Below are 17658 nucleotides of genomic sequence, written 5' to 3'. Positions count from 1 at the left end.
TATCCTCCGCTGACGCAGCCGCGGGCACCCGGTCGCGAGACCGGCCGAAGACCGTCTCGAAGGGTGCCCACGGTCATGTGCCGTCAGTGTCGTGCGAGGGGAATCATGGCCAGTGCGTCCGGCTGCGGGATCCCGGCAGGAACTTCGCGCACAGTGGTGCCCGGAGCATGGACCAACCGCCACCGGGACGCCACGGTCGCCACGGCGATCACGATCTCCGACGCGGCGAAGGAATCCCCGATGCATTTGTGCTGACCGGCCCCGAACGGAATGAACCGGTGCGGGCGTGGCCTGTCAGCCGCGTCGGTGTTCCAGCGGTCAGGATCGAATGTCCTGGGCTCGTGGTACAGCGCGGGGTCCCGATGGAGCGCGTAGGGGCTGTAGCCCAATTCGGCTCCGGCCGGGACCGAGACGCCACCGATCGTCACCGGAACCAGAGCCCGCCTGGTGAACAGAAGCGGCGAATGCAGGCGAAGCGCCTCCTGGAAGACATTGTTCGTATAGGGGAGACGGGCGACGTCGGAGGGACGCACCGGCCCCGTGCCGATCACTGCGTCGACCTCGGCGTGCAGACGCTTCTCCACCTCGGGATGGCGGGCGAGTTCATGGAAGATCCAGGACAGTACCGTGGCCGAGGTCTCCGTCGCGGCGAAGAAGATGGAGATCACTTCGTCCCGCACCTGCTCGTCGCTCATCCTCTCGCCCGTCTCGGCGTCCACGCTGGACAACAGCAGGGACAGGAAGTCGTCCCGGTCCGACTGTTCGGCGCCGTACCGCGCGATCACCTCGTCGATGATCCGGCGCAGCCGTGCGGCGGCCGCGTCGAACCGCCGATTCATCGTCACCGGGAACCGGTCCAGCGACTTCGGCATGATGGCTCGCCTGAGGATGCCCTCCACGAGGATGGGGAACGAGCGGTGCACTTCCTCGACGGCCGACCGCCCCAGGTCGCCGGAGAAGATCATGGCCGCAACCGAGGACAGCGCGAACCGGCGCATCTGGGTCGTCACCGAGATCTCTTGTCCGGCGGTCCACGACGTGGACATCTCGTCCGCCTGTCGGCACATCATCTCCGCGTAGGAGGTGATGTGGCCCCGGTGGAACGCCGGTTGCATCAGACGACGCTGCTTGCGGTGGAACTCGCCGCCGGTCAGCGGAAGACCGTTGCCGAACAGCGGGCGCAGCCGGTCGAAGACCCTGCCGCGCCCGAAGTTCTTCGCGTCACCGACCAGTACGGTCTGGATCAGGTCAGGGCTGGTGAGGACGTGGACGGGCCAGGTCGCCACGTCGACCCGCACGATGTCGCCGTGCGTCCGCAGCGACTCCAGGAACGCTATCGGCCTGCGCCACAACTGCAGCGCGTGGCCGAGGACGGGAAGACTCCCCGGAGCCACCGCCGCGTCGCGTGACGGGTTGACATGCGCCATGGGCGCCTCCTCCGTCATACCGCTCATATGCCCAGGACCAGATCCGGGCGGATGTACGTGGACTCGAGGCCCGCGACCCAGCGTTCGTCGCTGTAACGGGTGCACTCGTACCGCTGCCAGAGGTCCGCGCCGATCATCCAGTCCTGATAGCTCCGCACGCAGCGCGCGACGCCGGCACGCGCCTCGGGGTGCGTCACCCCGAGGGCGTCCAGCGCGTCGGGCAGTGCCTGTGCGGCGGTGAGGAAGTCGTCGACGCGGGAGCGGGTGCGCTCCTGGACGGCACGTACGGCCTGCGCCAGTGACCACTCGTTCCACCAGGCAAGAAGGGAGACGAGGTTGTTGTTGTCCCCGCAGGAGAACTCCTTGCGCAGGGAGAAGACGTCGTTGCCCCAGGAGATGACGTCCAGGGCGCTGGCTATCAGGTCCTGGAACGTGGAGCTGTCGTACACCTCCGGAGGCACTTCGACGCCCAGGCCGGCCTCCACCATGTCCATCATCGGCAGCAGTTGGGAGCTGTGTCGGCGCATGCGGACGTAGTCGTCGATCGTCGGCTGCTGCGGGGCATTCCGGTTGACCGCCTCTTGGTCGAGGGAGCGCAGCATGAGGGGGATGTGCGCGCGGTAGCGCTCCTGGATGCCCGGCGGCATCTCGGCCAGGACGCGGTCGCACAGGTCGACGAATCCGGCCACCAGCGGATTTCGGCGCAGCTGCGGCGCGCTGTCGATCCTCCCCGTGGCGAGGTACCCGGTGATCGCATCGGTGAGGGGACGCCACGCCTCCAGCCGCCCCGCCCTGATCAGGTGGTCGTGCTGGTCATCGAGTACGAACGACCAGGCCATCCACTCGGCAAGGAGTACGACGTGCCGGTAGGGCGCCTCGTGACACACCCGCCCGGACAGGTGCCCGAAACCGATGCCGGCGAACTGCTCCGCCGCGTCGGTGATCAGCCCCCGGCGAAGTGCCCACGAGGTCGCCTCGTCGTTGGCCTGACGTGACTGCGGATGTTTCGCGGACTCGAAGGGGAGATGAAAGTCTGGAATGGTGAAGGAATCGAGAAGGACCACAAAATGCTCCATGGGAAATTCGGATTCGACACTTCCGCACTGACACTCGGGCGATCACGCCTCAACGACGGCATGGCCCGGCATGTTCCTACGATCTCCGGTTGCAAAATTGGTCAATTTGCGCATTCGCGCGAGAAGATCCGACACCTCAGGCGGTCAATTAACGCCTGGAACCGAGCGGACTGTCAACGTAATCCGGTCACGAAAACCCGGAGCACTTTGGGCAATCGCCAGACGGTTATTCGGGGAGTCATATGCGAATGCCATAATTGGCGCAACGCCGGTGTCCGCCAACGGCGTCAGGGCGTTCCCGCGGGGCCCTGCCCCGCGTTCACGCGCCGATGACCTCCTCGGCGAGTCCGAAGGAGAGCGTCATGCCGGCCCCGCCGAGTCCGTTGACGACGGTGACGGACGGCTCAGGGGAGACGACGAGTTCGGTGCGCCCGTCCCGCAGGGAGGGGTAGTAGCCGGTCCAGCGTTCGGTGATCCGGGCGTCGGGGAGCGTGGCGAAGGTGGCGAGGTAGGCGAGGACGGCCTCGTTGATCTCCTCGTTCTCGAACGGGTCGTGGGTCATGCCGTAGGCGTGGCTGTCGCCGATCGTCAGCCGCCCGTCCGCGGTCTGGGAGAGCAGCACGTGGATGCCGTGCTCGCGGTGGAACGGCAGCTCGGCGTCCATCCGTTCGGCGAGCCGCGCACGCGCGTCGAGGCCGTCGAAGGCCGCGTAGTGGAGCAGGGTGAGCCCTCCGCAGAGCATCGGACCGAGCGGCCGGCCGCCCGGCTGGACCCCGGTGCGCATCATCTGGAGCTTGCAGCGCACGAGGCCGCTCTCGGCGAAGACGTCGGGGTAGAGGGTCGCGAAGTCGTTCCCGCTGCACACCAGGACCCGCCCGGCCCGCCACTCCCCCGCCGTCGTGGAGACGGTGGGCAGGCCGACCGCGCGCACGGTGGTGCCGAAGCGGATGTCGACCCCGTACTCGGCGACGAGGTGCTCGGCGACGGCGGGGATCGCCCGCCGCGGGTCGACGTTGACCTCGGTCGGGCTCCACATCGCGGCCAGCAGGCCGTCGGGCCGGGCGACGGCGCTGCGCCGGGTGGCCTCCCGGGCCGTGAGCAGGGTGGCGCCGCGCTCGCGGTCGGTCGGCGTCGTGGCGAGGAACTCCTCGAGGACGGCCACTTCGTCGGGGTGGTGGGCGAGGTGGAGCGAGCCGGTCTGTTCGGCCCACATACCGGTCTTGGCGGCGATCTCCAGCCAGATCTTCCGGCTGCGCAGCGCGCGTTCGTAGACCGCGCCCCGTTCCTGGCCGATGGCCCAGATCATCCCGAAGTTGCGGATGGACGCGCCGACGGCGAAGTCGTCACGCTCGAAGACGACCACGCGCCCGCCGCGGCGGGCGGCGGCCAGGGCGTGCGCGAGTCCGACGATGCCTGCGCCGACGACGACGGTGTCGGCCTGGTGGACGGTCATAAAGGTTCGGTTCCTCTCTCGGTACGGCCGGTACGGCGAGGGGTGAGGTTGCGTACGACGGGAGTTCACGCGCCTGTCGTGCGCGGCAGCCGGTTCCAGTGCGGCAGCATCAGCAGCCCGGCGAGCAGCGCGGCGCCGGCGAAGCCGGTGAACAACGCGCCTGCGGAGAGGAACCCGGGCAGCAGTCCGCCCAGGATGGCGCCGACGGAGCCGCAGCCGTTGACCAGCCCGGCCGCGGTGCCCGCGCCCTTGTCGGTCCCGAAGTCCACGGCGGCGACGCAGGAGATCATCGAGTGCGTCGTTCGCCGTCCCGCTCTTTCATGGGTAGCACCGGGCCGAGCGGGGGCAGAACCACCGGATTCGCTATGGCCCCCATAGCTCCGGCCGGTACGGTCGCCGCTTCCCGCACCGTCCCCACCAGGGCGTCCCGGGGCTGGAGTCGGCGGCTCGGTGATCGGCGAGAGGCGTGGGGAGGCATGTGGAACTCAACCTGCACCGTTTGTGGATCTTCATGCAGGTCGTGGAGCACCAGGGCTTTTCGGCGGCGGCGCACCGGCTGTACATGAGTCAGCCGTCGGTCTCCAACCAGGTGCGCCGGCTGGAGCAGTCCCTGAAGGTCACCCTGATCGACCGTTCGGGCTCCCGGGCGCGGCCGACGGCCGAGGGCGAGGTGCTGGCGGAGTACGGCAAGCGGGTGTTCCTGCTGGCCGAGGAGGCCGTGACGGCGGTGCAGCAGGTGAGCGGGCTGGCGTCGGGGCGGCTGCTGGTCGGCGGTTCGACGACGGTCGGCACGTATCTGCTGCCGCCCCTGCTCGCGGGCTTCCAGGAGCGGTATCCGGGCATCGAGTGCGACATCTTCGTGGGCAACAACGAGGCCGTGCTGGAGCGGCTGCTGGCCGGGGACATCCGGGTCGCGGTGGTCGCGGGTGCGCCGACGGCGTCCCAGCTGGTGCCGGAGACGGTGCTCGGGGAGCGTCTGGTGCTCATCGCGGCGCCCGGGCATCCGCTGGCGGCGCGTGACGAGGTGTGCCCGCGGGATCTGTCGGGCTGCCGCTTCCTGTTGCGCGAGCCGGGGTCCCAGACGCGGGAGCTCCAGGAACAGGTACTCACACACTGGGAGTTGACCCATGTCTCGCGGGGTGACGTCTGGGGGCCCGAAGCGGTCAAGCAGTGCGTGGTGGCGGGCCTGGGGCTCGCCCTCATCTCCGAACACGCCGTGGTGGAGGACGTACGGGCCGGGACGCTGACGGTGCTGCCGGTCGCGGTCCGGCCTGTCAATCTCGTCCGCCGCAGGGATCGTCTGCTGTCGCCGGCGGAGCGCGCGTTCATCGAGCTGCTGCGCTCCGTCGGCGAGTGGCCGCGTGAGCTGCCGGCGGTGGATGCGCCCTGACTGCGGGACGGGCTGTGGATCCTGCGGGGCCGAAGGGGGCGTCGGGGCGCTCATGGCGGGCTTCCTCGTGATTGCATGCATGTCGAACGCGCGCACGCTACACACATGAACACAGGCACAGAGGAGTCCTCGATGTCCCTTTTCGACATTCCGTTGCGCACCCTGACGGGCGAGCCGACGTCGCTCGCCGACCACCGTGGCAAGGCCGTGCTGGTGGTGAACGTGGCGTCCCGTTGCGGCCTGACGCCGCAGTACGAGGGCCTGGAGCGGCTGCAGAAGACGTACGGCGACCGCGGATTCACGGTGCTCGGCGTGCCGTGCAACCAGTTCGCGGGCCAGGAGCCGGGCAGCGCGGAGGAAATCGGTGCGTTCTGCTCGGCGACGTACGGTGTGACGTTCCCGCTGCTGGAGAAGACCGAGGTGAACGGCGAGAGCCGGCACCCGTTGTACGTGGAGCTGACGAAGACGGCGGACGCGGCGGGCGAAGCCGGTGACGTCCAGTGGAACTTCGAGAAGTTCCTGATCTCCCCGCAGGGCGAGGTCACCCGCTTCCGCCCGCGCACCGAGCCGGAGTCCGCCGAGGTCGTAACGGCGATCGAGGGGCTACTGTCTGCCTGACGCCCCGAGGGCGGCGTCGCGATACACGTGTCCTGTGGGGGGATCCGATGGGAAAGAGAAGTGGGGACGCCGCATGGCCGGCGGCCGTGGGGTTCGTGGGCGGCTTCCTCGGACTGGCGCTCGGCATATGGGCGTCCTACGAGGCGTTCAACGGCGGCACACTGCCGCTGATCGGTTACGACGTCCCGTACGAGTCGCTGGTGCTGGGCATCGTCATGGCCCTGGTCGTGACTCCGGTGCTGTTCAAGATCGGCTTCATCGTTCTGCTCCTGCCGTCGCTCCTGATCGAGAAGCTGACACGCCGAAGGTGACACGCCGACGGCGCGGAAGGTGACGAGGCGCTGCCACGAGCCCCTGGGAACCGGCGAACCGGCTGCCAGGGGCTCTCGCGGAACCGGGCGGCGTCAGCGGATCGGCATGCCCGACAGGGTGCGGGCGATGACCAGGCGCTGGATCTCGCTGGTGCCCTCGAAGATGGTGTAGATCGCGGCGTCGCGGTGCATGCGCTCCACCGGGTACTCGCGGGTGAAGCCGTTGCCGCCGAGGATCTGGATGGCCTGGGCGGTCACCTTCTTGGCCGTCTCGCTGGCGAACAGCTTGGACATGGAGCCCTCGGCCGAGGTGAACGGCTTGCCCGTGGTCGCCATCCAGGAGGCCCGCCACACCAGCAGGCGGGCGGCGTCGATCTGTGTGCGCATGTCGGCGAGCTGGAAGGCGACGCCCTGGTTGTCGATGATCGGGCGTCCGAACTGCTCGCGCGTGGTGGCGTATTCGAGCGCCTCCTCGTACGCGGCACGGGCGGTGCCCACGGCCATGGCGCCGACGGCGGGGCGGGACGCCTCGAAGGTGGCCATCGCGGCGTTCTTGACCCTCCCCCAGCCTCCGGCCGGGGGGACCCCCATCTCGCTTCGCCGGCCCCCGGACCTGGCCCTCTCGCGCGCCTTGGCCAGGCGCTCGTCCAGCTTCTCCTTGCCGCCGAGCAGGCAGTGGCCGGGGACGCGGACGTTCTCCAGGACGACCTCGGCGGTGTGCGAGGCGCGGATGCCGTGCTTCTTGAACTTCTGGCCCTGGGAGAGGCCGGGGGTGTTCGGCGGCACGATGAAGGACGCATGGCCCTTGGAGCCGAGCTCGGGGTCGACGACGGCGACGACGACGTGGACGTTCGCGATGCCGCCGTTGGTCGCCCAGGTCTTGGTGCCGTTGAGGACCCATTCGTCCGTGGCCTCGTCGTAGACCGCGCGGGTGCGCATGGAGGCGACGTCACTGCCGGCGTCGGGCTCGGAGGAGCAGAAGGCGGCGACCTTCACGTCGTCCGCGTCGCCGTACATCTGGGGGATCCAGGTGCCGATCTGCTCCTCGGTGCCGTTGGCAATGACGCCGACGGCGGCGAGGCCGGTGCCGACGATCGACAGGGCGATGCCCGCGTCGCCCCAGAACAGCTCCTCCATCGTCATCGGGATGCCGAGGCCGGTGGGGTCGAAGAACTGCTGGGCGTAGAAGTCCAGGGAGTAGATGCCGAGTTTGGCCGCCTCCTGGATGACGGGCCAGGGGGTCTCCTCACGCTCGTCCCACTCGGCCGCGGCCGGGCGCATCACGTCCTTGGCGAAGCCGTGGAGCCAGTCACGGACCTGCTTCTGGTCCTCGTTGAGATCGAGCGTGAACTCGGCCATGTCCCCTCCAGCACTACGGCGCCCGCCAGGGCGTTACTTGCGGTAACGGAAGTCTGTTACCGATCAGTAGCCCCTGTCAACCGAGGTCACCGGATCACCGGTTGTACGCGGCGGGTGTTACTTTGCGCGTCACGCATTCGCAAGGGCGGGGAGAGACAGGGCATGGAGAGCACACACCAGCAGCGGTCGGCGGACCAGCGGCGACGGGAGCTGCTCGAAGCGGCGGACCGGGTGGTGCTCCGCGAGGGGCCGCACGCCTCCATGAACGCGATCGCCGCCGAGGCGGGCATCACGAAGCCGATCCTCTACCGTCACTTCGGCGACAAGGGCGGGCTGTACCGGGCCCTGGCGAAGCGCCACACCGACGCGCTGCTGCGGGCCCTGCAGGTGGCGGTCGACGCGGACGTCGACCGCCGGGAGCGGGTGGCGGGAACGCTGGACACCTACCTCGCGGCCATCGAGGCGCGGCCCCAGGTCTACCGCTTCCTGATGCACCCGGCGGAGGACAACCAGCCGTCCGAGCAGGGCTTCGACGTCGGCCGCCACTCGGCCCCGCTGCTGCGCCGCCTCGGCGAGGAGCTGGGCAAGGTGATCGCCGACCGCGTCGACCTGGGCCCGGGCAGCGACCTGGTGGCGCGTGTGTGGGGCCACGGCATCGTCGGCATGATGCACGCCGCGGGCGACTGGTGGCTGGGCGAACGCCCGTGCTCCCGCGCGCAGTTGGTGGAAAGCCTGACGGACCTGCTGTGCGGCCGCCTCTTCGACGCGCCTGACCGCGTGGGCGGCCCGGGCTTCTAGGGGGCCGCCGCCGCGCCCGTTGGGGCTCCACCCCAAACCCCGCGCCTCAATCGCCGGCGGGGCTGCAACGCCCCGGGGGGCGAAGCCCCGAGCCCCGCCTACGAGGCACGACGGCCTGGCGACGAAGCCCAACGCCGGCCCGTCGCCCGAAGAGCAGGACGCCCCGGCCGGAGCCGACGATGCGGCCCACGCCGCACGAGGCGCGGCACGGGGCGCTGGCCCGAACCGGGCGACTGGGGCTGGGGCCGAGTCCCGCAGCCCGGGCCCGCCAGGGCGCAGAAGGGGGGTCCGGGACGGAACCCCCCAAGCCCGCGCCCGCCAGGGCGCAGGTCACACCGCGCGCAGCCGGCACGGAGTCCGGGCGGAACCCCCAAGCCCGAGCCCGCCAGGGCCCAGGGCACCGCGCGGCGCGGACCAGGTCCGATGCAAAGCCCCAAGCCCCCGCCCGTCAGGGCGCGCCGCACGCGGCGCGGTAGAGGGGCCGGGGCCTGCCCCGAAACGGGTACCGGGGGCTGGGGCGGAGCCCCAGTTTCGGGAAGGGGCGGGGTGGGGGGAAAGCGCCCCCGGCGCTACCCCCGCCCCAGCCGCGCCACCCCCTCCGGCGACGACCACCGCGCCTTGCGCGCCGCCCGCGCCAGGCGGCCACGGCGCCACGGCGTCAGGCGATCCACATACACCAGGCCGTCCACGTGATCGCACTCGTGCTGCAGACACCGCGCGAAGAACCCCGTGCCCTCCACGCGCACCGGCTCGCCGTCCAGCGTCACGCCCTCCACGACCGCCCGGTCGAAGCGTTCCGTCCCCGCCTCCAGGCCCGGGAGGGACAGGCAGCCCTCGGGGCTGCGGACCGTGACGCCGTCGGCCGCCACCAGGCGCGGGTTGACGACGTGTCCGAGGTGGCGGACGTCCTCGTCGTCGGGGCAGTCGTAGACGAACACACGCAGCGGGACGCCGACCTGGTTGGCCGCGAGACCCACCCCCTGCGCCGCATACATCGTCGCGAACATGTCCTCGACCAGTCGCGCCAGATCCGCGCCGAAGTCGGTGACGGGCTCGCAGGGGGCGTGCAGCACCGGATCGCCGAGCAGGCTCATGGGCCTGACCAGTCCGGAACTGCCGGGGATGGGCCGGTTTCGCATGGCGACCAGCCTACGTTCCCGGCAGGTCCGCCCGTGACCTCCACGTATTCCGACGGTGCCGCAGTACGGGCGGCCGAGAAGAGGTCGATAGGCTGACTCCGGACCGATGCTAGGAGGATCAAGGACGATGTCAGGCAACTCGGAGCTGACGCCGCGAGCCAAGCTGGCCGTTACGGCGGGCAAGGCCGCAGCGGCGGTGTCGCGCGCCGCCGGGCGCGGCAGCGGATCGGTGATCGGCGGCCGGGTGGCGCTCAAGCTGGACCCCGACCTGCTGGGGCGGCTCGCGCAGCACCTGGACGTCGTCCTCGTGTCGGCGACCAACGGAAAGACCACGACCACGCGCCTGATCGCGGAGGCCCTGCGCGCCAGCGGCCCCGTCGTCTCGAACGCGCTCGGCGCCAACATGCCCGCGGGCATCACCTCCGCGCTGGCCGGCGGTTCGGACGCCAAGTTCGGTGTGATCGAGGTCGACGAGAAGTACCTCGCCGGTGTGGCGAAGGACGTGACGCCCAAGGCCATCGCGCTGCTCAACCTCTCCCGCGACCAGCTGGACCGCGCGGCCGAGACCCGGATGCTGGCCGAGAAGTGGCGTGAGGGTCTCACGGGCGCGAAGGCCACCGTGATCGCGAACGCCGACGACCCGCTCGTCGTGTGGGCCGCGTCCTCCTCCCCCAACGTGGTGTGGGTCGCCGCCGGCCAGGAGTGGAAGGACGACGCCTGGTCCTGCCCGTCCTGCGGCGGTGTGATGCAGCGCCCGGGCGACGACTGGTTCTGCGGCGAGTGCGGCTTCCGCCGCCCCGCGCCGAGCTGGGTGCTCAGCGGCGACCACGTCCTCGACCCGCACGGCTCGGCCTGGCCGATCCACCTGCAGCTGCCCGGCCGCGCCAACAAGGCGAACGCCGCCACCTCGGCCGCCGTCGCCGCCTGCTTCGGCGTTCCGCCGCAGGTCGCGCTGGAGCGCATGTACCAGGTCCAGGCCGTCGCCGGCCGGTACGACGTCGTCTCCTTCCTCGGCCGTGACGTGCGGCTGCTGCTCGCGAAGAACCCGGCCGGCTGGCTGGAGACGTTCTCGCTGATCGACCCGCCGCCGACGCCGGTGATCCTGTCGGTCAACGCCCGCGGCGCGGACGGCACCGACACCTCGTGGCTGTGGGACGTCGACTACACCCGGCTCGCCGGGCACCCGATCTTCGTGATCGGCGACCGCAAGCTCGACCTCGCGGTCCGGCTGGAGGTCGCGGGCCTGGACTTCCGGGTGTGCGAGACGGTCGACGAGGCCGTGCAGACGGCCCCGCCCGGCCGGATCGAGCTGATCGCCAACTACACCGCCTTCCAGGACGTGCGCCGCCGCGTCGGCAACTGAGCGACTGACGAGCGAACGGACGAAAAGGACTTATGGGAATGAGTGACAGCAGTCTGCGTCTGGTCTGGGTCTACCCGGATCTGCTCAGCACCTACGGAGACCAGGGCAACGCGCTCGTCGTCGAGCGCCGCGCCCGGCAGCGCGGCCTCGACGTGATGCGCATCGACGTGCGCAGCGACCAGCCGGTGCCGACCTCCGGCGACATCTATCTGATCGGCGGTGGCGAGGACCGGCCGCAGCGGCTCGCGGCCGAGCGGCTGCGCCGCGACGGCGGCCTGAGCCGGGCCGCCTCCAACGGCGCGATCATCTTCTCGGTCTGCGCCGGCTACCAGATCCTCGGCCACGAGTTCATCAACGACCTCGGCGAGCGCGAGCCGGGTCTCGGCCTGATCGACGTGATCTCCACACGCGGCGAGGGCGAACGCTGCGTCGGCGACGTCCTGGCGGACATCGACCCCCAGCTGGGGCTGCCCCAGCTGACGGGCTTCGAGAACCACCAGGGCATCACCCATCTCGGCCCGACCGCCCGGCCGTTCGCGCGCACGGTCGTCGGTCGCGGCAACGGCACCGGCGACGGCACCGAAGGGGCCTACAACGACACGGTCTTCGGCACGTACATGCACGGCCCCGTGATGGCCCGCAACCCGCAGATCGCCGACCTGCTGCTGAAGCTGGCACTCGACGTGAACGCGCTTCCGCCGACCGACGACCGCTGGTACGAGGCCCTGCGCGCCGAGCGGATCGCGGCCGCCACCCAGCCCGCCTGACGCGCTCTCCGCTCAGTCGAGCGCACATCCTGACGGCCCCTTCGCTCAGCCGAGCGAAGGGGCCGTCGGCCGGTCCCACAGGTCGGACGCCCGTTTCTGACCGGCCGCCCGACGCCGGTAGGGTGGCGGGGATCCAACCGGACGACGTGGTCCGGGAGTCGGCCCACGTTGTAAAGGTTTTCGGGCTATGCGCATTGGTGTGCTCACCTCCGGCGGCGACTGCCCCGGTCTGAACGCCGTCATCCGTTCCGTCGTGCACCGTGCCGTCGTCGACCACGACGACGAGGTCATCGGATTCCACGACGGCTGGAAGGGCCTACTGGAGGGCGACTACCGCAAGCTCGACCTGGACGCGGTGGGCGGCATCCTGGCCCGGGGCGGCACGATCCTCGGTTCCTCCCGCGTCCAGCCCGCGCATCTGCGCGACGGCGTGGAGCGGGCCAAGGGCCACGTCGCCGATCTCGGTCTCGACGCGATCATCCCGATCGGCGGCGAGGGCACGCTCAAGGCGGCCCACCTGCTGTCGGAGGCCGGTCTGCCCATCGTGGGCGTGCCGAAGACGATCGACAACGACATCGCGTCCACCGACGTCACCTTCGGCTTCGACACCGCCGTCGGTGTCGCGACGGAGGCGCTGGACCGGCTGAAGACCACGGCCGAGTCGCACCAGCGGGTGCTGATCGTGGAGGTCATGGGCCGGCACACGGGGTGGATCGCGCTCCACTCGGGCATGGCGGCCGGCGCCCACGCGATCGTCGTCCCGGAGCGCCCCTTCGACATCGACGAGCTGACCGCGCGGGTCGGCGAGCGGTTCTCGGCCGGCAAGAAGTTCGCGATCGTGGTCGTCGCCGAGGGTGCGAAGCCGCGTGAGGGCACGATGCGCTGGGACGAGGGCGGCAAGGACATCTACGGGCACGAGCGGTTCGCGGGCGTCGCCCGCCAGCTCTCCGTCGAGCTGGAGCAGCGGCTCGGCAAGGAGGCCCGTCCGGTGATCCTCGGCCATGTGCAGCGCGGCGGCACCCCGACCGCGTACGACCGTGTGCTGGCCACGCGGTTCGGCTGGCACGCGGTGGAGGCGGCGCACCGCGGCGAGTTCGGGATGCTGACGGCACTGCGCGGCACGGACATCACGATGGTGCCGCTCGCCGAGGCGACCCGGACGCTGAAGACGGTTCCCTCGGACCGGTACGACGAGGCGGAGTGCGTGCTCTGATCCGGCGCCCTGCCAGGCGATGTGCCCCCGGTCGCGGCCGCGACCGGGGGCACATCTAGTCTGGTCCGGACAACAGGCACGAATCGGGAGCCCGGGAGTACACAGATGGATCACAGCGGGCACGGCATGACCATGGATCTGCCGCCGTTCACGCTGGGGCGGGGCCTTGAGTTCTCACCGGACCCCTTTTTCCTGGTGGGCTGCCTGCTCGCGCTCGGCCTGTACGGATGGGGCGTCGCCCGGCTGCGCGCTCGCGGGGACGCCTGGCCGGTGAGCCGTACGGTCTGGTTCACCGTCGGCGTGCTCAGCGTGGCGCTGGTGATGTGCACCAAGCTGAACGACTACGGCATGGTCATGTTCAGCGTGCACATGGTGCAGCACATGGTCATCAGCATGCTGTCCCCCATCCTGATCCTGCTGGGCGCGCCGATCACGCTCGCCCTGCGGGCACTGCCCGTCGCGGGCCGTGGCCGCAAGGGTCCCCGCGAGCTGCTCCTGATGCTGCTGCACAGCCGGTACATGCGGGTCGTCACGCACCCGGCCTTCACGATCCCGCTGTTCATCGCGAGCCTGTACGGGCTGTACTTCACGCCGCTGTTCGACTTCCTGATGGGGTCGAAGACCGGCCACATCGCGATGATGCTGCACTTCCTCGCGGTGGGCCTGGTGTTCTTCTGGCCGATCATGGGCGTGGACCCCGGCCCGCACCGGCCCGGTTACGTGATGCGGATGCTGGAGCTCTTCGCGGGCATGCCGTTCCACGCGTTCTTCGGGATCGCGCTGATGATGGCGACCGCGCCGATGGTCGGGGCGTACGAGAATCCGCCCGCGTCCCTCGGCATCGACGCACTCTCGGACCAGAACGCGGCGGGCGGCATCGCCTGGGCGTTCAGCGAGATCCCCTCCGTGCTGGTGCTCATCGCGCTGGTCTTCCAGTGGTACCGCTCCGACCAGCGGCAGGCCAAGCGCCGCGACCGGGCCGCGGACCGGGACGGGGACAAGGAGCTGGAGGCGTACAACGCGTATCTCGCCTCGCTCCAGGCACGCGGCCGGTGACGCGCCGCCGGTAGCGCCGCCCGGCCGGTTTCCGCAGGCCACTGGCGCGAGGCCCGCCTGGCGAGCGACCATGGTCTTGACGGTCCCCGCCGTCGAAGGAGGGCGCATGTCCGGTTCGACGAAGGTCATGGGAGTGCTGACCGTCGGGTCCCTCGTGGCCGTGACGGCCTACACGGCGGCACTCGGCAGCAACGGCTGGCTGTGGTTCGGGTGGGTGGTGCTCGGTCTGGTGACCATCGGCGTGGTCGCCTCGCGGAGCACCTGAGATCGGACGGCGGGCCAGGGGGTCAGAAGCGGAAGACGGGCCCGGTGGCGACGGCCAGTTCGCAGGCGTTCGAGAAGGTCTTGTGCCAGGCGGTCGGCCGGCCGCGCCATGCTCCGGTGGCGCTCACCGTGACCGGGTCGTACTGCTTCGTGCACGGGTGCGGCTCACCCCGCAGGCGGTCCAGGTCGCCGCGGGCCTCGTCCAGGGCGGCGCAGGCCTGGGCGGCCTCCGGGTGGGGGCCGCTCGGCTGGGGGCTGCACTGCAGCAGCACACCGCGGATCCAGGTGTTCTGCGAGCCCGAGACCGTGAGGAACAGTCCACGGGGTGCGACGGGCTTGGCCACCCGCTCCGGCGGCTGGGACGCCGCGGCGGGGACGGCCGAGGGGACGACGGCGGCCGCGACGGCGAACAGGGCCGCTGCGGCGAGGGCTGCGGAGCGGTGCATCCGGTGCCTCCTGACGGGAAGCCGGCACGCGGCCGGTACGGGCTGGGCGAGCCATAGAGGACCCTTCCGCACGGTCCGCCGCAACGCACCACGCCGGACCGTGGTACGGACGGGTGTCCGGACTGACCCGGACGGCTCCGCCCGGCCACCGCTCCGCCTGTTCCCGTCCCTACGCCGGAGGCCACGCACACCTACGCGTACTTCGCCGTCGCCCTGCCGAGTGCGCGTCCACGAGGGCGGCCCTCACGAGCGCGGCCGCTCCCTCAACCAGCCCGCAGAACGGCCTTTTCGCCGGCAGGGGGCGCGCGTCCGGCGGCCCGGGGCCCGCGCGCGCCGGACCGCGGCCGCCTCCGTCACATGTGGCGGTTCGCGTAGTAGTGCTCGACGAGCTGGAGGTAGGGCAGGTCGTCCTCGTGCCGGCCGCTCTCGAACGGCGGCGAGTCCTTCACCTCGGCCTTCGTGCAGGACAGGTGGACGACCCGGCCGGCGGTGTCGATGCGCGAGACGAGGCCCGCCGGCAGCAGGACGCGCCTGCCGAGGATCCACGGCCCGGTGTCGACGACGAGGTACGACCTGCCCACCTCCTCGGTGTGCGCGTCGACCTTGCCGATCGAGCCGTCGCTCGCCTCGACCGCGTACCCGACCAGCTCCGCTCCCGGCACGTACTTGGCGGTTTCCGGGTAGCCCCAGATGTCGGCACCCATGTCGGCCTCCTCACCTGCCCCGTCGGTCCCGTCCCTCCGGCGCGGGTACCCGGGTGCGGCACGCTCACACGGTGCCGACCGTCAGTCCGTCAGTGCTGGTGGCCGGGCGCCTCGTCACCGTCCACGGGCGTCCGGTCGGCAGCGGCCCCGGCGTGGACCGTGAAGGCGGCGGTGCGGACCTTGCCCCCGTGCCGGAAGTCGAGGAAGAGGCGGTAGGCGCCCTCGCTGGGCGCGGTGACGGTGAAGGAGATCTCCGGTCCGGGCTTCGTGGTGCCGTCGCCGGGCTCGCCGTTCGGGTGGACGTGCAGGTAGGCCAGGTCTCCCGAGCGCAGGGCCACGAGGTGACCGTACGCACCGAGGTAGGGCTGAAGGTCGGTGACCGGCTCGCCGCCCTTGGCGACGCTGAGGACCAGTTCGCCGCTCGCACCGGGGCGAAGGGCGCCGGTGAGGGTCACCTCGTAACCGTCGACGGTGGCGGTGGTGCTCTCGGCGGGCAGCGGATCGGGGTCGGCGACGCCGGACACGGCGAGGTCGGCGCCGAGCGTGAGGCCGCGGGCTCCCTTGAAGTCCGGGGTGAAGTCGGCGAAGACGCGGTAGCCGCCGGCGTCGGGAAGCCGGACCGGTACGGACCAGGTGCCGTCCGCCGCTCGCACCGGGTGCAGATGCCGATACGTCGTCAGGTCGCGCGAGGCAACGATCAGGTGCAGCTCCTTGCCGTGCTCGCGGCGGAACGCGGTGACGTTGCGGTTGTTCTTGTCGTCCACCACGGCGAAGCGCAGTTCGGTGGTCCTGCCCGCCTCCAGGCCCTGCGTCTCGAGGTCGAGTGTGAGACCCGCTTCGGACACCTGGAGCCCGCCCGGCCCGGACGGCGCCCCGGCACCCTCGGCCGCGTGTCCGTCGTGGCTCTCGCGCGCCCCGTCCGCGTGGCCGTCGTGCCGCGCCGGCTCCGCCTCGGCCACCACGGCGTCCATGCTCTGGCCGACGCCGTAGGCGGCGCCGAAGGCAGCGGCGACTGCCGCGGCGAAAGCGGTGATCTTGACGCCCGTGTTCATGACCATCTCCTCGATCGGGGCCGTCCTTCCACGACCACAAGCAGAATATACCCCTTGGGGGTATGCAGCCCAGCTCGATGCCTGTCGCCGTCCCGGGCCCGGTACGCGGCGCGGCCCCCACGCCCGCAGGGTGGGGGCCGCATCCCGGCACGGAGCTCAGGCCGCCACGGCAGGCCGGAACCCGGCCTGCGCGTCGATCGCCTGGCCGCCGCACGCGGACTGTGCGCCCTCCGCCGGCGTGCGCCGCGCCTCCGGCCGGGACGACATCACGGCTGTTTCACCGCGTCCAGGTGCGCGAAGACCACGAGGTTCTCGGTGTAGTCCTGCGCCTTCTTGTCGTACTCGCCAGCACAGGTGATCAGCCGCAACTGGGGGTCCGGAGTGTCCGAGTACACGCGCTTGCTGGGGAAGTTGGACTTCTCGTACGTCTCGACGGAGTCGACGACGAAGGTGGCGACCGAGCCGTCCGCACGACTGATGTCGACCTTGCTCCCCTTCTTGAGCTCGCTGAGCTGCATGAACACGGCGGGTCCCGTCTTGGTGTCGACATGGCCCGCGACGATCGCCGTGCCGCGTTCGCCGGGCGTCACACCCTCCTGGAACCAGCCGACCAGATTGCTGTCGTTCGCCGGCGGCGCCTCCAACTGGCCCGATGCTTCGAGGGACAGACCCATGAAGGGCGCGTTGACGGCGATCTCCCTGATCTTCAGCCGTTTCGGTTTGGCGGACGGCAGCACCAGGGCTTTCTCGGCCTTGGCGGACGGCGACCGGTCAACCGAGGGTGTGGAGACGGAGATCACGGGCTGAGCAGGGGGCTTGGCATCCGTGGAGGTGCCGAAGGAGTTGAAGACCAGCAGGAAGCCCAGACCGACGGCCGCGGCAGGCCAGAGCAAGGCGCGTCCGAGGGAGCGGGGGGCAGATGCGGTCTGCGACTGCACAAGGGGAGGCTGCGCGGACATACGAAGTTCGTACCTTTCACTGCCGTGACGACGTGACGACATGGCGGGGTGGGCGGCGCGTCCCGTGCGGTGCGCGACCCGGGCCCGGGATCGAAGCGGCCCCGTCGCGGCCGCCGGGCCGGGGGGGGGTGGGTCGGGGGGCCGCCGGCTCGGCGGCGCACGCGCCGCAGGGGTGCCGCCGGGCTGCGGGAGGACCGGCCCGGACGACACCCCAGGGGCCCTCCTCCGCGTCAGGTGCGAGCGGAGGAAGGGCCCTCGGTCAC

General features: G+C 70.9%; 19 protein-coding genes. 9 read left to right on the top strand and 10 right to left on the bottom strand.

Annotated elements, in window-relative coordinates:
• Positions 1-83 precede the first annotated feature (83 nt).
• The 4 genes from ACLB9X_RS30725 to ACLB9X_RS30710 form a co-directional block, all read right to left on the bottom strand.
• Positions 84-1427, bottom strand: a complete 1344-nt coding sequence (locus tag ACLB9X_RS30725; protein ID WP_410363698.1) for a cytochrome P450 — start codon at positions 1425-1427, stop codon at positions 84-86.
• Positions 1428-1450: 23 nt separating this feature from the next.
• The gene (locus tag ACLB9X_RS30720) at positions 1451-2491 is read right to left on the bottom strand and encodes a terpene synthase family protein (protein ID WP_410363697.1); all 1041 of its coding nucleotides are present in this window, start codon (positions 2489-2491) and stop codon (positions 1451-1453) included.
• Between the two features lie 331 nt (positions 2492-2822).
• Entirely contained in the window at positions 2823-3956 is a 1134-nt protein-coding gene (locus ACLB9X_RS30715; protein ID WP_410363696.1) for a TIGR03364 family FAD-dependent oxidoreductase, read from the bottom strand.
• A 65-nt stretch (positions 3957-4021) separates the two neighbouring features.
• A complete protein-coding gene (locus ACLB9X_RS30710) occupies positions 4022-4246 on the bottom strand; it encodes a hypothetical protein (protein ID WP_410363695.1) in 225 nt (74 codons plus the stop codon).
• Positions 4247-4434: 188 nt separating this feature from the next.
• Between ACLB9X_RS30710 and ACLB9X_RS30705 the strand changes: the two genes are divergently transcribed.
• From ACLB9X_RS30705 to ACLB9X_RS30695, 3 genes are all read left to right on the top strand, one after another.
• Positions 4435-5346, top strand: a complete 912-nt coding sequence (locus ACLB9X_RS30705) for a LysR family transcriptional regulator (RefSeq protein ID WP_410363694.1) — start codon at positions 4435-4437, stop codon at positions 5344-5346.
• A 132-nt stretch (positions 5347-5478) separates the two neighbouring features.
• Complete coding sequence (locus tag ACLB9X_RS30700) at positions 5479-5964, top strand: glutathione peroxidase (RefSeq protein ID WP_410363737.1); 486 nt, start codon at positions 5479-5481, stop codon at positions 5962-5964.
• Positions 5965-6011: 47 nt separating this feature from the next.
• Positions 6012-6275, top strand: coding sequence for a hypothetical protein (locus ACLB9X_RS30695; RefSeq protein ID WP_410363693.1), 264 nt, complete (start codon positions 6012-6014; stop codon positions 6273-6275).
• Positions 6276-6368: 93 nt separating this feature from the next.
• Here ACLB9X_RS30695 and ACLB9X_RS30690 read toward each other — a convergent pair whose 3' ends face one another.
• Positions 6369-7634 carry an acyl-CoA dehydrogenase family protein gene (locus ACLB9X_RS30690; protein WP_410363692.1) on the bottom strand — a complete coding sequence of 422 codons (1266 nt, stop codon included), beginning with the start codon at positions 7632-7634 and terminating at the stop codon, positions 6369-6371.
• A gap of 162 nt (positions 7635-7796) precedes the next feature.
• On the opposite strand from ACLB9X_RS30690, the gene ACLB9X_RS30685 reads away from it, so the two are divergent.
• Complete coding sequence (locus ACLB9X_RS30685; protein WP_410363691.1) at positions 7797-8432, top strand: TetR family transcriptional regulator; 636 nt, start codon at positions 7797-7799, stop codon at positions 8430-8432.
• Positions 8433-9001: 569 nt separating this feature from the next.
• Here ACLB9X_RS30685 and def read toward each other — a convergent pair.
• Positions 9002-9571 carry a peptide deformylase gene (def, locus tag ACLB9X_RS30680; protein WP_410363690.1) on the bottom strand — a complete coding sequence of 190 codons (570 nt, stop codon included), beginning with the start codon at positions 9569-9571 and terminating at the stop codon, positions 9002-9004.
• Between the two features lie 127 nt (positions 9572-9698).
• Here def and ACLB9X_RS30675 point away from each other — a divergent pair, with 127 nt between their 5' ends.
• The 5 genes from ACLB9X_RS30675 to ACLB9X_RS30655 all read left to right on the top strand — a co-directional run bounded on the left by ACLB9X_RS30675 (position 9699) and on the right by ACLB9X_RS30655 (position 14235).
• On the top strand, positions 9699-10934 hold the full coding sequence (locus ACLB9X_RS30675; RefSeq protein WP_410363689.1) for a MurT ligase domain-containing protein: 1236 nt from the start codon (positions 9699-9701) through the stop codon (positions 10932-10934).
• A gap of 38 nt (positions 10935-10972) precedes the next feature.
• Positions 10973-11701, top strand: a complete 729-nt coding sequence (locus ACLB9X_RS30670) for a type 1 glutamine amidotransferase (RefSeq protein ID WP_410363688.1) — start codon at positions 10973-10975, stop codon at positions 11699-11701.
• Positions 11702-11888: 187 nt separating this feature from the next.
• Positions 11889-12914 (top strand): 6-phosphofructokinase, encoded by a 1026-nt coding sequence (locus ACLB9X_RS30665; RefSeq protein ID WP_410363687.1) that lies wholly within the window; start codon positions 11889-11891, stop codon positions 12912-12914.
• 105 nt (positions 12915-13019) lie between these two features.
• Positions 13020-13970 (top strand): cytochrome c oxidase assembly protein, encoded by a 951-nt coding sequence (locus ACLB9X_RS30660; RefSeq protein WP_410363686.1) that lies wholly within the window; start codon positions 13020-13022, stop codon positions 13968-13970.
• Between the two features lie 106 nt (positions 13971-14076).
• The gene (locus ACLB9X_RS30655; protein ID WP_365992397.1) at positions 14077-14235 is read left to right on the top strand and encodes a hypothetical protein; all 159 of its coding nucleotides are present in this window, start codon (positions 14077-14079) and stop codon (positions 14233-14235) included.
• 22 nt (positions 14236-14257) lie between these two features.
• On the opposite strand, the gene ACLB9X_RS30650 is transcribed toward ACLB9X_RS30655, so the two are convergent.
• The 4 genes from ACLB9X_RS30650 to ACLB9X_RS30635 form a co-directional block, all read right to left on the bottom strand.
• On the bottom strand, positions 14258-14680 hold the full coding sequence (locus ACLB9X_RS30650; protein WP_410363685.1) for a subtilase-type protease inhibitor: 423 nt from the start codon (positions 14678-14680) through the stop codon (positions 14258-14260).
• Positions 14681-15033: 353 nt separating this feature from the next.
• The gene (locus tag ACLB9X_RS30645) at positions 15034-15384 is read right to left on the bottom strand and encodes a PRC-barrel domain containing protein (protein ID WP_410363684.1); all 351 of its coding nucleotides are present in this window, start codon (positions 15382-15384) and stop codon (positions 15034-15036) included.
• 89 nt (positions 15385-15473) lie between these two features.
• Entirely contained in the window at positions 15474-16436 is a 963-nt protein-coding gene (locus ACLB9X_RS30640; RefSeq protein WP_410363683.1) for a hypothetical protein, read from the bottom strand.
• Positions 16437-16702: 266 nt separating this feature from the next.
• Positions 16703-17395 (bottom strand): class F sortase, encoded by a 693-nt coding sequence (locus ACLB9X_RS30635; protein ID WP_410363682.1) that lies wholly within the window; start codon positions 17393-17395, stop codon positions 16703-16705.
• Positions 17396-17658 lie beyond the last annotated feature (263 nt).

It is taken from the genome of Streptomyces sp. 5K101, from assembly GCF_046506645.1.
Lineage (GTDB): Bacteria > Actinomycetota > Actinomycetes > Streptomycetales > Streptomycetaceae > Streptomyces.
This window is presented reverse-complemented; position numbering and strand designations above follow the sequence as displayed.

What these genes read in the sequence shown, in the direction of transcription:
- ACLB9X_RS30725 (WP_410363698.1), bottom strand. Translation starts at nt 1,427, where the DNA reads ATGGCGCATGTCAACCCGTCACGCGACGCGGCGGTGGCTCCGGGGAGT.
- ACLB9X_RS30715 (WP_410363696.1), bottom strand. Translation starts at nt 3,956, where the DNA reads ATGACCGTCCACCAGGCCGACACCGTCGTCGTCGGCGCAGGCATCGTC.
- ACLB9X_RS30710 (WP_410363695.1), bottom strand. Translation starts at nt 4,246, where the DNA reads ATGATCTCCTGCGTCGCCGCCGTGGACTTCGGGACCGACAAGGGCGCG.
- ACLB9X_RS30700 (WP_410363737.1), top strand. Translation starts at nt 5,479, where the DNA reads ATGTCCCTTTTCGACATTCCGTTGCGCACCCTGACGGGCGAGCCGACG.
- ACLB9X_RS30695 (WP_410363693.1), top strand. Translation starts at nt 6,012, where the DNA reads ATGGGAAAGAGAAGTGGGGACGCCGCATGGCCGGCGGCCGTGGGGTTC.
- ACLB9X_RS30690 (WP_410363692.1), bottom strand. Translation starts at nt 7,634, where the DNA reads ATGGCCGAGTTCACGCTCGATCTCAACGAGGACCAGAAGCAGGTCCGT.
- ACLB9X_RS30685 (WP_410363691.1), top strand. Translation starts at nt 7,797, where the DNA reads ATGGAGAGCACACACCAGCAGCGGTCGGCGGACCAGCGGCGACGGGAG.
- def (WP_410363690.1), bottom strand. Translation starts at nt 9,571, where the DNA reads ATGCGAAACCGGCCCATCCCCGGCAGTTCCGGACTGGTCAGGCCCATG.
- ACLB9X_RS30675 (WP_410363689.1), top strand. Translation starts at nt 9,699, where the DNA reads ATGTCAGGCAACTCGGAGCTGACGCCGCGAGCCAAGCTGGCCGTTACG.
- ACLB9X_RS30670 (WP_410363688.1), top strand. Translation starts at nt 10,973, where the DNA reads ATGAGTGACAGCAGTCTGCGTCTGGTCTGGGTCTACCCGGATCTGCTC.
- ACLB9X_RS30665 (WP_410363687.1), top strand. Translation starts at nt 11,889, where the DNA reads ATGCGCATTGGTGTGCTCACCTCCGGCGGCGACTGCCCCGGTCTGAAC.
- ACLB9X_RS30660 (WP_410363686.1), top strand. Translation starts at nt 13,020, where the DNA reads ATGGATCACAGCGGGCACGGCATGACCATGGATCTGCCGCCGTTCACG.
- ACLB9X_RS30655 (WP_365992397.1), top strand. Translation starts at nt 14,077, where the DNA reads ATGTCCGGTTCGACGAAGGTCATGGGAGTGCTGACCGTCGGGTCCCTC.
- ACLB9X_RS30650 (WP_410363685.1), bottom strand. Translation starts at nt 14,680, where the DNA reads ATGCACCGCTCCGCAGCCCTCGCCGCAGCGGCCCTGTTCGCCGTCGCG.
- ACLB9X_RS30645 (WP_410363684.1), bottom strand. Translation starts at nt 15,384, where the DNA reads ATGGGTGCCGACATCTGGGGCTACCCGGAAACCGCCAAGTACGTGCCG.
- ACLB9X_RS30640 (WP_410363683.1), bottom strand. Translation starts at nt 16,436, where the DNA reads ATGAACACGGGCGTCAAGATCACCGCTTTCGCCGCGGCAGTCGCCGCT.
- ACLB9X_RS30635 (WP_410363682.1), bottom strand. Translation starts at nt 17,395, where the DNA reads ATGTCCGCGCAGCCTCCCCTTGTGCAGTCGCAGACCGCATCTGCCCCC.